Source organism: Paraliobacillus sp. X-1268, assembly GCF_003426095.1.
Taxonomy (GTDB): domain Bacteria; phylum Bacillota; class Bacilli; order Bacillales; family Amphibacillaceae; genus Paraliobacillus_A; species Paraliobacillus_A zengyii.
On record NZ_QJSK01000028.1, the window covers coordinates 20,121 to 32,846 of the forward strand.

Genomic DNA, 12,726 nt, shown 5'->3' on the forward strand with positions numbered 1-12,726 from the left:
ATTGTCTATAGCATATAATTTCAGTCACAAAAACGACTAGACATTTTAATCCGAATTTTTTTGTTAAATTTATAATATCTCAATAATTATCGATTCTCTATCCACGTTTAACAACAGTACTTTCCATTTTTTCATTATATTTTAATCTATAAACTTCCATTTTGACAAGTTGTTTTTGTGATTAAATTATCTGATAATAATGGAAAGTTAGATGAAATATATTATAATATAGAGGAGTAAACTACATTGGATTCTCGTAAAAATCAACATGATGTAGGCTATAAATACTTACTATCAACTAAACGATTTTTTTTGCAATTAATTGCATCATTTGTCAGTCGTGATTGGGTAACTGATATGAAGGAAGTTGACATCGAACGTATTGACAAATCTTATATTTCACAAGATTTCCAACAAAAAGAAGCCGATATTGTCTACAAATTAAAACACAGGAAAAATCAAGATGTTATTTTTTACGTATTACTTGAATTACAATCAACCCTTGATCAACAGATGCCGTATCGTCTCTTAGTTTATATGAATGAAATTTGGCGAGATATCCTGAAGAATGAACACCAATCTAAATTAAAAAAGGCTTTTAAACTACCAGTTATTATTCCAATTGTCTTATATAATGGTAAGAATAACTGGACTGCACCAACAGAATTTAAAGAAAAATTGGATCAGGCTCATTTATTTCAAGATGAAGTGTTAAACTTTAAATATATTTTACTTGATATTAATCGTTACCAAAAAAAGGATTTACTACAACTCTCCAATTTGATCAGTACTATTTTTATTTTCGATCAGCATATAACGAATAATGAAGAGATCTATACACGGTTAAGGGAAACCATGCATATTTTAAAAAAACTAGATGTAGAAGAATTTAATCATTTTAAAAATTGGTTAGAAAAGATCTTTATTAATAGGTTACCCCTTAGCTATCATACTCAAATTCATACGATTATTTCAAAAGCAAACCATCAGGAGGTGGATAAAATGATATCAAATTTTGAGGAAGGTTTAAAACGTTTTATTGAAGAGTCTCAACAAAAAGCGATAGCAAAGGGACTACAAGAAGGATTGGAAAAAGGGCTGGAACAAGGACTGGAACAAGGGCTAGGCAGGAGACAAAAACAAAAAGCAATTGAAATTGCAAAAGCATTAGTAAACAAGAAAATGGCCACGCATGATATAGCTGATGTGACTGGGTTGTCTATCAAAGAAGTGGAGAAACTAGATAGAGAATAAGGTTGTTTACTACTAAAAGTTCCATTTTATTCTCTAGTCTAGTGCATAAAATACCACATTACTTGTATATATCCCTGTACTAAAATGTAAAATGCTATAGCATAACTCCAATTAAATATAATTCCATTCTTAACAATACTTAATTTATTGGTTGAACTCAAAATAATAACGGGTAATACGACAGGTGACAATATAACCGAGATGACACTACCAGATGTCATTGCTAAGACAACTAATTCAGCAGGATAAACCAAGTTAACATTTTCTAATATCCCAGCAACTAAAACAATGACTGTTAATGGGCCTAGTCCTAAAAAGCCTAGTATGATTGCCATGAATGGGACTATCGTTAAAAAATTAACAAATGGTATTGTTTCTTCTACATAAAACAATCCATCAATCAAGTAATTACCAACCCCAGAATTATTCACCGCATAAATTAACATTCCAGCAGCTAACAGTAAACTAAATTGTTGTGATTTCTGACCAACATCTTTTTTAATGTACGTCTTCATTTCAGCGAAAAATCTTTTGGGGCGTTTTTTTAAGATGAAATAGCCAAATGTCCAAACAACAATAATTGGTGGAATAATTGCTAGTAATCCCCATCCCATTATGATATGAATAATAAAAATTGTGCTAAACAACGAAAGAAACAAAACTGCAAATTCTATCACTAAACGCTTTGCATATTTTGCATCCAGTGCATGTGCCAAACGGCCTGTCATTTCTTCTTGTATTCCTAAAGTGAAATCCACCTGATAGCTTTTCTCTTTAAATGAAAGAAAAAGAACAGATAAAAAAATCCCTCCAAGAGATATAAGAAATCCCTGAATAATTGTCCATCCTAGTGACGCATCTAAATGATCCACTGCAAACGCAAAACTCGGTATGCTGATGACCCAAAGTGTTGTTAATGCAAACGAACGTAACAATGCAGTACCTTTAAAATATTCCCATGCTTCACTCGTCTTATCTTTTAGAAAATCATTGATAAATTGATACATCATTGGAATAGCACCAAATAACAAAAAATAAGAAATAACTTGATTAACGATCATTATACCAAAGTAGAATTTTTTGCTTGTGTTAAGTGAGCGCTGTGCAACTTGCATAATCGCATCAATATAACGTTCCTCACGTAATATCCAACTTATAATCGGAACAATTAAAAGAAGTGTAATTAAATTAGACATTTCACTAACACCATAAAGTAATAGGGAAGCAAACGAATTCATCGTAAACAACTGAATACTTAAAGCAATAAAAAAAAGAAAAAGTGGTACAGCAAGCGCTCTAATTGACAAGATTGCTAGAGAAAAAATTAGAATTACAACTCCTGTAATCCCTAAAATAATACTGCCTATTTCAGTTGCATTTATATATGTAACGTAATGCATCACCGCATAAATAATAATAGCTATTGTAAAACCGATTGAAGCAAATTGGCGCATCTCAAAAACTCCCTGTTTCTTATATGTAAATATACATAATCGCTTCTAATTACATAATACTTATTAAACATTATATTTCTATGTGCAGTTTTCAATCTGAACTTATTGATTGAATATTTTATATCTCATCTTGTTTAACTCTATCTATGTTACATTTTTCAATTACACCTTCTAATTTCTATTCGTTATTTTAACATAATTCTTTCTACATTCCCTAAATATATTTTGTAATCTTTTTTATATGCTACTTCATATTGATTCGCAACATACATGGTATCATGACGTCATCAACTTTACTGTGATTGGTAAGTTATGAAGGGCTTACACTTCTTTTGTGACTGATTTTAATACTTTATATAATCTGATCTAGTTGCATTTGTTATTTTAATATGTAATAAAGTTACTGAGAAGTATAGTGTTAAGTAGAAATTGAATATATCTTTTATACTTGCTAGATAAATATAACTTCTACCACTAAAACCATCCGCCAGTAGGTATTTGTTTAGATTTACTTATATGGATGTTTCACATATATATAATTTGTATTGCAACTATTATACTCCTTTCGACAATTTATTGGGAATTGTCTTGTGTTATTCTATCAAGAAAAATATAATAAATGTAATGTAATCTTATGTTTGCATATACATAATAAATTTCGGGGGTGAATATATTGAAAAATGCAGGTTTAGCAGCGGTTTTATCCTTTTTTGTAGCTGGATTAGGCCAAATCTATAATGGGCAAATTGGAAAAGGTGTCGGTTTTATTGTTGCGTACTTTATTTCTGGTTTACTTATGTTTGTCATTATAGGATTTATAACAACTCCTATACTTTGGATATGGGGAATGGTAGATGCCTATAAAGTTGCAACACGTAAAAATGAACAACATAGTAGATAACAAAATTTATATTGAGCACTTATAAGCATATATTTAAAGTAATACAACAAAAAATGAGTAGATCCTTGGATCCACTCATTTTTTTATATCACTTGGAACGATACCCACGTATCCAACGACTTAGTTGGTTCTATCATAATAAGTTCCTTTTTACGATTGAGTTCTCCTGTTTTAGCTGTCCAAGGCTCAATACAAATGAAGTCTTTATCTTTTTCAGTCCATAGAACCGTATATCGAAATTCAGTTGCCGTTTCCATATGTAAAGCTGTTTCTTCTATTTGAGCATCTAATTGGTGATGCTTATTCTCTAAGACAATAGCTTCTTTTAGACCTTCCATATCAATTTTCTCAGAGAATTTTTTTGTTATATCATCATTATAATCATAATAAGTCGTTGCATCTGTTTTCAATGATAGCTTCTTTGACTTCGTTTTAAAGTAAGGATGCAATCCGGGGTAAATAGGCATATCCTTTTTACCTAAGTTACGGTAAGTCTGGTGAATAAATAATTGATCTTGCTTTAATGTATATGTGAAAATCACTTCGAAATCGAAAGGAAAAACATCTTTCGTTCCAATACTACTTTCAAATAAAATAGAAATCGAAGCCTGTTCTTCATCATAGGTTGTTTCGATTACTTCCCATGGATGAATTCGTGCAAGACCATGGTTTGGCATCTCATATGATGTACCTTGCCAATCATACTTTCCTGATTCAAGTTGACCAGAAATTGGAAATAAGATTGGAATACCACCTCTTATATTTTGCTTTCTATCATACAATGTCTCTTTATTTAGATATAAATTTTCTTTACCATCAACACCATAACCTATAATAATACCGCCACGCTCTGGACAAACCGTTATCCAAGATGTATCATCTACATTGCTTATTCGGTACATTGTAAATGATTGTTCTTCATATGTTTCAATTTTATACATATTAGATAGCCCCTTAACCATTCAGAATGATTGATATATTTCTCTATATTAAACAACTCTATTATTATACTAAATATTGATACAGAATCCTATGATTTATTTAACACTATTCAGACTTTTTTTACTAGAAAAAAGTGCCAGCCATTTGAAATGACAAGCACTTTCTTTTCCAATATACGATTCATCAACACTTGCGGATAAACTTATTTCTCTTTTTCAATCATCACATGTACTTGTTCAATTCTTTTTTCTGAAACTTTTTCCACAGTAAATACTACTTTCTTATACTTAACACTAGCCTTTTGTTCTGGATCTGGAATATATCCGATTTCTCCAACTAGAAATCCATTTAACGTTTCATAATCATCTACTGGTAATTCAAGACTTAATTGATATTCAATATCGTAGAGATGTGTATTGCCTTCTATTATATATTCATGTGAAGAAATCTTTTGGATTTCTGTATTTTCATGATCTGATTCGCCATTTTCACTAGAAATATTACCAACAATCTCTTCAATTATATCTTCAATTGTAATCAATCCATCCGTCCCACCGTATTCATCCACAATTATTGCAGCATGAACATTATTTAGTTGCATATCTCTAAATATCGCATCAATTCGTTGTGTTTCCATAACAAAATACGGTTTACGTAAAATGTCTTTCAATCGAAATGATCCATTATCTTTCTCTATAAATTGAATCAAGTCCTTTGTATGCAGGATACCAATTACATCATCCATATTCTCTTTATAAATAGGAAAGCGCGTATACCTATGTGTATTAACAATTTCAACAATTTCCTTTAATGGTGTATCGATAGCTATCGCAATGATTTCTGTTCGATGTGTCATGATGTCAGAAACTTCTTTGTCATTGAATTCAAATATGTTATTAATCATTAATTTCTCATCTGAGTGAATGGTTCCTCTTTCTCCACCAATATCTACCATCATTCGGATTTCTTCTTCCGTTGCTTCTTCACTCACTGCATTTGGATCAATTCCAAATAGTCGTACGATTGTATTGGTAGAGAAGTTTAAAAATTTCACAACAGGTATACTAATTTTAAATAAAAGAGTTAATGGTTTTACCGCCATATAGGAAACTGCCTCTGTTTTTTGTAGTGCCAGTTGTTTTGGAACAAGCTCTCCAATAACTAAAGTAAAATAAGAAAGTAAAATGGTAATGAACACGACAGAAATTGTATTTAATAATCCCAATGTAATTGGGACACCTAATTCATATAACGTTTCTGCAAGTGGCGTTGCAAATGTATCCGCAGCAAATGCACTTGCTAAAAATCCAGCTAATGTTATCCCAATTTGAATTGTAGCTAGAAATCGGCCTGGTTCAGCCAACAATTTATCGAGTAAAATTGCTTTTTTGTCTCCACGCTCCGCCAATCTTCTTATTTTATTATCATTTAAAGAAACTAATGCTATTTCCGAGGCTGCAAAAAATGCATTCACCACTATTAATACTGCCAAAATCAACAATGCAATTATCAACACTAACAACTCCCATGTATGTATATCTAACTTATCTATTCCCTTTATCCTAAACAATTACTACATCTAAACAACAATTTCTCAAAAAAAAGAGTGGTATTATTACCACCCTTTACGTTTACATATATTATACATTATCTTTGGTCTAGCCCAAAACTTCATTTACGATGGATAAATTTAAGACTCTCAAATCGAGCCTCGCCTAATTTAACGAAAATAACATTCACTTAATTTAATTGATCTAAACTATAAGTTAAATCATTAATTAAATCTTCACTATCTTCAATACCTACTGAAAAGCGTAATAAACGATTGTCTATTCCACGTCTTACACGTTCATCTTCAGGAATATCTGCATGAGTTTGCGTAGTTGGGTATGTAATAAAACTCTCTACACCCCCAAGACTTTCTGCAAAGGTGATAAGTTGTAAATTCTCTAGAAACGGTTCCACCCATGCACTTTCTCGAAGTCGAAAGGAGAGCATTCCACCTTTTCCACAATACAATACATCTTCAATTCGAGCATCAGTTTCTAAAAAGTTTGCAATTTTTTTGCCGTTCATTTGATGTTTTTTCATACGTAATCCTAAAGTTTTTAACCCTCTGATTAACAACCAAGCATCAAAAGAAGATAATACCGCACCTGCCGCATTATGAAGTGTAGCAATTCTTTCGCATAACGCTTCACCTTTTGCTACAATAAGACCCGCTAATACATCATTATGACCACCTATATATTTCGTTGCACTATGAATGACAATGTCTGCTCCAAGCTTTATCGGTTGCTGTAATACAGGTGTTAAAAATGTATTATCAACAATAAGTAATAGATTAAACTCTTTTGCTAAAGCCGCATAGTCTACAATATCAATCTCCTGCATCAATGGATTTGTTGGTGTTTCGATTAATATTGCCTTCGTATGCGGCGTAATACAACTTCTTACTTCTTCAACATCAGAAAAAGTCGCATACGTTGTTTTGATTTCATAAGCTTCTTGATACTGTTTAAGAATGCGATAAGTACCACCATATACATCTTCAGGAACTATCAATTCATCTCCTGTTCTGAATAATGATAAGACAAGTTGGATAGCTGCCATTCCAGAACTACAAGCAAATCCTTGATCGCCTTCTTCTAAATCAGCGATTCCTTCTTCTAATATCGAGCGTGTTGGATTCTTTGTTCTCGTATAATCATATCCTGTTGACTTTCCTAGTCCTTCATGTTGATAAGCTGTTGATAAATAAATCGGTGGACTTACAGCTCCTGTTAAAGGATCACTCTTATTACCAAGTTGCGCTAATTTTGTCTGCAGTTTTTTATCAGTCATGACCACGCCTCCTTTGCTTGATTTGAATATAAAAAAAGACCTTCTAAGAAGAAGGTCTTTTAAGATTTTAAAAGTCAGTCTTCTCATCTTCTAGACTATTTTCTAGTCTGTCTGGAATTAGCACCGGGCCATACGATATGGCTGGTTGCTGAGACATCAAAGGGCCAATCCCTCCGTCTCTCTTGATAAGAAATAAAATATAAAATTTTCCGAAAAATTTAACTTGTTGTCAGTTTAATGCATCCTTTGAAATAATGCAACACCTTTTTCCAACTATTCAAAAATTGTACACTATTTATGCGAACTGATTTTCTTCACTTTAATATTCGCTGTCGCTAATGCATCATGAATATGTATTACTAACGATAATGCTAAAGCACCATCCCCATGTATACAGATGGTTTCAGGATTAATGGGAAAGTCTATTTGTTGAATTGTCTTCACTTTATGTTTCTGTATCATTTGAATTACTTGCTTACTAGCAATGGCATGATCCGTGATCAAACTATTTGCCTCTTCCCTCGAAGTTAACGTACCATCTTGTTGATAGGTTCGATCCGCAAAAACCTCACTAGCAACCTGAAGTCCTATTTCCTCTCCAGCTTTAATTAATTCACTTCCAGCTAATCCAAACAAAATTAATTCTGGGCTAACATCGTATACTGCCTTAGCAATTGCATCTGCGAGTTCCCTATTTTTAGCAGCCATGTTGTAAAGGGCTCCATGTGGTTTTACGTGTTGAAGTAATCCGCCTTCTGCTGTTACAAATCCATTGAGAGCACCAATTTGATAAACAATTAGCTCGTATGCTTCTTCGGGGGAGATGACCATATTTCTTCTACCAAATCCAACTAAATCTCGTAAGCCTGGATGCGCTCCTATACCTACCTGATGTTCCAGTGCCAATTTAACCGTTTTACGCATAACAGCTGGATCTCCAGCATGAAAACCACAAGCAATGTTAGCCGACGTAATATATGGAAACAATGCTTCGTCCATCCCTTTTGTGTACGTTCCAAAACTTTCTCCCATATCACAATTTAAATCAACAACATCCATCATCTACACCTCCTAAGGTGTAATGCAATACCTATTTCCAATTGATTCATTAACTGTTCTCTTTCCATATATAGCTTTTGGGCCTTTGCCAATGTAATCCATTCGAATTTAACTTTATCCCCAGGTTTTGCTTGACTTAACAGTGGGATATCTATTGAAATAACTTCTCCAATTTTCGGATACCCTCCCGTTGTTTGACCGTCTGCGAGGAGCACAATTGGATTTCCATCTGAAGGAACCTGTATAGTACCCATTGTAACAGCTTCCGAAATTAATTCACTTGTATTATTTCTTTTTATTATTTCTCCTTTTAAACGGTAGCCCATTCGGTCAGAGTCAGCTAGTATCTTAAATGTTTTGTTAACAAAAGCTTGTTGACTTTCTTGCGAGAACCAATCATATTGCCTACCTTTTATAGCACGTATTCTGTTAGTTGAATTATTTTGGTCGAATAATAGTGGATCAAATGACCATTTTGCCTCTTCATAATCTGTCAACCTATGGGAAAAACGAGCTAATTCAGTTTCGAGCTTATTGTTATCAACCGTTTTACTCCCGATTAGCAATTGATCTCCCTTTCGTAATGCGCGACCTTGATGGCCACCAATACCCGCACGAAGATAAGTTGACTTACTTTTCATAATAGGATCTACCTGTATACCACCAGCAATAGCTAAATAGGCTCTACACCCCTGTTTAGCAGAACCAAAACGTACAATACTTCCTGCTTTGACCAAAATTGGCCGATTATTATGTATTGGATTCCCGAATATAGTAGGTGATAAGTTCGCTCCACAAATTGAAATTAGCGTATCTTGTTGAAACTCAATAATCGGTCCTAATAAAGTGATTTCCAATGTTGCATGATTGACTTCATTTCCAACCAATAAATTTGCTACTCTGTGCGCGTATAAATCCATTGCTCCACTCGATATTACACCATATCTTTGAAAACCAAATCTACCCAAATCTTGTACACTTGTTAATAGACCAGGTTTGATAATATGGATCATAACCTCCCCTCCAAACGGTCATATTCGTCTTTGTTAATTGCTTTAAACCGCACTTTATCACCAGCTCGAAGTAGACTTGGTTTACTATTTTTCGGCTGAAATAATGCGAGTGGCGTTTTCCCAATAAGTTGCCATCCTCCAGGTGTTTCTAGTGGATAAATCCCCGTCTGTTGTCCAGCAATTCCAACCGTCCCAGCTGGTAAATTGAAACGAGGAGATTTCTTTCGAGGGGTAGCAATCTCACTTGACATGCCACCTATATAAGGAAATCCAGGAGCAAATCCGATCATATAGACCAAATAATTTCCCTTTGTATGGATATCTATAACGTCTTGCTCGTTGATGCAATGATGCTTTGCAACAAACCCTAAATCAGGACCAAATGTTCCACCGTAACAAACTGGTATTTCTATCTCTCTTTGGATCCCTTTATTTTCACTGGTCACGCTTGTAATAGCTTGTTCTATTTCTTGCTGAACAAATTGATAAGGTATCTTACTCCTATCGTTTATACCGTAATGTTTCATGACCTTAACTGGATCATACAAAACAGTAAGCGTTGTAAATGTAGGGATATATTCAACTAGCCAATTAAAAGAATTGCGTTCTAAATAATCCATTGCAGCCATTACCCTTACATGAATTTCTTCATCTATATGTTGGCCGAACTCTATTACAATTGTCTGATCTCCCAAAGGGGTAAAGGAAATATTCATATCGCACACCTCTGCTTACTAAAGTTACTTTTTTATTATTTTATCATTTCTTCCTCTTTCGCGCTTATCTATTTTTCCAGAAGTCCTATTTTGTTTGATCTATATAAGCATACTTTTTGCTTTTAATAGTAGGGTTTACTATACTATTCCATACTAAAGAAATACCAATAAAAGGAGCGTCTACTTATGAAAGCTATTGTAATAAATGAATATGGTGATAAGCGTGTTTTACAAGAAGAAGAAATTAGTAAGCCAGTAATTAAAGAGAACCAAGTATTAGTAGAAGTCCACGCAACTTCGATAAATCCAATTGATTGGAAGATGCGAGCAGGCTACCTGAAAGAAATGCTTGATTTTTCTTTTCCAATTATATTAGGTTGGGATGTTGCTGGTACAATAGTTGAAGTTGGAAGTCAGGTACAAAACTTTAAAATTGGTGACGAAGTATTTGCACGTCCAGACACAACAAATGAAGGAACTTATGCAGAATTTACGACAGTAGATGAAAATCTGTTAGCAAAAAAACCAAAAAACATCACATTTGAAGAAGCTGCTTCGGTTCCATTAGCGGGCCTAACAGCATGGCAGTGTCTTGTCGATTTCACGAAAGTACAAAAAGACGACAAGGTATTAATTCATGCAGGAGCTGGTGGTGTAGGTAGCCTTGCAATTCAAATTGCCAAGCATTTAGGTGCTTACGTTGCCACAACAGCTAGCGAGAAGAATGCAGCTTATATGAAAGAACTTGGGGCAGATCAAATTATCAACTATCAAACACAAGATTTTGCAGAGGAATTAAATAATTTTGATGTTGTTCTTGATACGATGGGTGGAGAAATCCTAAACAAAAGTTTCACAGTCTTGAAACCTAAAGGAAGACTTGTCACGATTGCAGGACAACCAGATCAAACATTGGCAGAAAAATATCAAATAGAAGCCTCTGGTTATTGGTTAAATCCTGATGGTAAGCAACTTAGTGAACTAGGCAAACTATTGGACAATGGCATTGTCCAGCCACAAGTTGGACATGTATTTGGATTTTCAGAAGAAGAAATGAAAGAAGCGCATGCACTAAGTGAAACGCATCACGCTAAAGGTAAAATTGTCATAAAAGTCAAATAAACCATTCGAGCCTCCGACAGTTTATCTTTGGAGGCTCGATTATATTTCCTATTTAAACTGCTTTTTCCGCTGCTAGTAATAAACTCCCCGTAATACCCGCATCATCTACTAATCCAGGCGAAACAATATACGTCTCTAAATCTGGTGTCACTACATAATCATTGATAATGCTCTTGAATGCTTCCCGAATGAGTGGGAAAAGCTGTGCTTGCTTCATAACACCACCACCTAAAATTAATACTTCTGGTCTTAAAATCATCGTATAATTTGCTAGCGCTTGTGCTATGTAATATGCTTCAATTTCCCAGTATTCATCTGTTGGATCTAGATCTTGTGACTTTTTCTCTAAGCGTTTTTCAATTGCCGGGCCTGCTGCGAGACCTTCTAAACAATTACTATGATAAGGACAGACACCTTCAAAATCATCATTGGGATGGTTTGGAACTGTAATATGCCCCATTTCCGGATGACCAAAACCTTCAATAGTTTCTCCATTTATTACAGCACCACCGCCGATTCCTGTACCAATTGTTAAATATAAACAAGATTTCGATTGTTGTCCGTTACCTTTCCGATATTCTCCATATGCTGCAGCGTTTACATCTGTTGTCCATGCAACTGGCACAGCATAGCGACTTTTTATCGCTCCGACAAAGTTATAATTTGTCCAACCTTTTTTCGGTGTAGAAGTAACGTAACCATATGTAGCGGATTCCGTATTGACATCAATTGGTCCAAAAGAGCCAATCCCTATTGCCTTTAACTGATATTGATCAAAAAACGAAAATACTTGTTTCAATGTTTCTTCAGGGGTAGTAGTTGGAATACTTACTCTATCAATAATTTCAAATGATTGATCACTAACTGCACAGATAAACTTTGTACCACCAGCTTCAATTCCACCATAATACATAAGCTTTCCTCCTCCTCTAATTCTACATATATACTTTATCATCTAATCGCCAAATAATCATTATTTTTTAGATTCTGATTAACTCAACTTTCTCAATTGAAAAATAAGCGCTAAACGTTGGCTGTTATGAGTTTGGCGTGTGTTCATTATAAATATTGACACTATTTAAATAAGTTGTTTATTACTGCATAACCATAGACTAAGTCTTAATCTGCTTGTACATCGCGCTCTGAAAATCCACTACGCTTTCCGCGGGCACGTCTCATAGCCGTCAAGCTAAGGATAAAATATAGAAAAACAAAACAGTGTCCAAACAACTTTTTACTAAATATTGAATTATTTTACAACAAGGTAAATAAGAAGCGTTTCCTGCTTTATTGTGGAAATTTTATACAGTTGTTCTATGCTGCTTTAACGGTTCTTTCATACGCAAGATTTAGAATATCAAAAGGACTCTTATGCTTATAGCGATGATCTTTCCTTCCATGCCTGTAGACATTTTGATAGA

General features: G+C 34.0%; 11 protein-coding genes and 1 riboswitch. Of the genes, 3 read left to right on the forward strand and 8 right to left on the reverse strand.

Going from position 1 to position 12,726, the window contains the following annotated elements; genetic code table 11:
• Positions 1-246 precede the first annotated feature (246 nt).
• Entirely contained in the window at positions 247-1,254 is a 1,008-nt protein-coding gene (locus D2K62_RS17335; protein ID WP_117161824.1) for an Rpn family recombination-promoting nuclease/putative transposase, read from the forward strand.
• 38 nt (positions 1,255-1,292) lie between these two features.
• On the opposite strand, the gene D2K62_RS17340 is transcribed toward D2K62_RS17335, so the two are convergent.
• A complete protein-coding gene (locus D2K62_RS17340; RefSeq protein ID WP_112181948.1) occupies positions 1,293-2,708 on the reverse strand; it encodes a hypothetical protein in 1,416 nt (471 codons plus the stop codon).
• Between the two features lie 670 nt (positions 2,709-3,378).
• Here D2K62_RS17340 and D2K62_RS17345 point away from each other — a divergent pair.
• Positions 3,379-3,609, forward strand: coding sequence for a hypothetical protein (locus D2K62_RS17345; protein WP_198663137.1), 231 nt, complete (start codon positions 3,379-3,381; stop codon positions 3,607-3,609).
• 83 nt (positions 3,610-3,692) lie between these two features.
• Here D2K62_RS17345 and D2K62_RS17350 read toward each other — a convergent pair whose 3' ends face one another.
• From D2K62_RS17350 to pxpB, 6 genes are all read right to left on the reverse strand, one after another.
• Complete coding sequence (locus tag D2K62_RS17350; protein WP_112181950.1) at positions 3,693-4,550, reverse strand: aldose epimerase family protein; 858 nt, start codon at positions 4,548-4,550, stop codon at positions 3,693-3,695.
• 203 nt (positions 4,551-4,753) lie between these two features.
• On the reverse strand, positions 4,754-6,067 hold the full coding sequence (locus tag D2K62_RS17355) for a hemolysin family protein (protein ID WP_369974662.1): 1,314 nt from the start codon (positions 6,065-6,067) through the stop codon (positions 4,754-4,756).
• A gap of 224 nt (positions 6,068-6,291) precedes the next feature.
• Positions 6,292-7,395, reverse strand: a complete 1,104-nt coding sequence (locus D2K62_RS17360) for a methionine biosynthesis PLP-dependent protein (RefSeq protein WP_117161826.1) — start codon at positions 7,393-7,395, stop codon at positions 6,292-6,294.
• Positions 7,396-7,475: 80 nt separating this feature from the next.
• Positions 7,476-7,587: riboswitch (SAM riboswitch) on the reverse strand.
• A 99-nt stretch (positions 7,588-7,686) separates the two neighbouring features.
• Positions 7,687-8,454 carry a LamB/YcsF family protein gene (locus tag D2K62_RS17365; protein WP_112181953.1) on the reverse strand — a complete coding sequence of 256 codons (768 nt, stop codon included), beginning with the start codon at positions 8,452-8,454 and terminating at the stop codon, positions 7,687-7,689.
• Entirely contained in the window at positions 8,454-9,467 is a 1,014-nt protein-coding gene (locus tag D2K62_RS17370) for a 5-oxoprolinase subunit C family protein (protein ID WP_117161827.1), read from the reverse strand. The genes D2K62_RS17365 and D2K62_RS17370 overlap by 1 nt, the downstream gene beginning before the upstream one ends.
• Positions 9,464-10,183, reverse strand: coding sequence for a 5-oxoprolinase subunit PxpB (gene pxpB / locus D2K62_RS17375; protein WP_112181955.1), 720 nt, complete (start codon positions 10,181-10,183; stop codon positions 9,464-9,466). The genes D2K62_RS17370 and pxpB overlap by 4 nt, the downstream gene beginning before the upstream one ends.
• 186 nt (positions 10,184-10,369) lie before the next feature.
• Here pxpB and D2K62_RS17380 point away from each other — a divergent pair, with 186 nt between their 5' ends.
• Complete coding sequence (locus tag D2K62_RS17380; RefSeq protein WP_117161828.1) at positions 10,370-11,305, forward strand: NADP-dependent oxidoreductase; 936 nt, start codon at positions 10,370-10,372, stop codon at positions 11,303-11,305.
• Positions 11,306-11,357: 52 nt separating this feature from the next.
• Here the strand turns inward: D2K62_RS17380 and D2K62_RS17385 are convergent, their stop codons facing one another.
• Positions 11,358-12,218, reverse strand: coding sequence for an ROK family protein (locus tag D2K62_RS17385; RefSeq protein WP_112181957.1), 861 nt, complete (start codon positions 12,216-12,218; stop codon positions 11,358-11,360).
• Positions 12,219-12,726 lie beyond the last annotated feature (508 nt).

What these genes read in the sequence shown, in the direction of transcription:
- pxpB (WP_112181955.1), bottom strand. Translation starts at nt 10,183, where the DNA reads ATGAATATTTCCTTTACCCCTTTGGGAGATCAGACAATTGTAATAGAG.
- D2K62_RS17360 (WP_117161826.1), bottom strand. Translation starts at nt 7,395, where the DNA reads ATGACTGATAAAAAACTGCAGACAAAATTAGCGCAACTTGGTAATAAG.
- D2K62_RS17380 (WP_117161828.1), top strand. Translation starts at nt 10,370, where the DNA reads ATGAAAGCTATTGTAATAAATGAATATGGTGATAAGCGTGTTTTACAA.
- D2K62_RS17370 (WP_117161827.1), bottom strand. Translation starts at nt 9,467, where the DNA reads ATGATCCATATTATCAAACCTGGTCTATTAACAAGTGTACAAGATTTG.
- D2K62_RS17385 (WP_112181957.1), bottom strand. Translation starts at nt 12,218, where the DNA reads ATGTATTATGGTGGAATTGAAGCTGGTGGTACAAAGTTTATCTGTGCA.
- D2K62_RS17340 (WP_112181948.1), bottom strand. Translation starts at nt 2,708, where the DNA reads ATGCGCCAATTTGCTTCAATCGGTTTTACAATAGCTATTATTATTTAT.
- D2K62_RS17365 (WP_112181953.1), bottom strand. Translation starts at nt 8,454, where the DNA reads ATGGATGTTGTTGATTTAAATTGTGATATGGGAGAAAGTTTTGGAACG.
- D2K62_RS17350 (WP_112181950.1), bottom strand. Translation starts at nt 4,550, where the DNA reads ATGTATAAAATTGAAACATATGAAGAACAATCATTTACAATGTACCGA.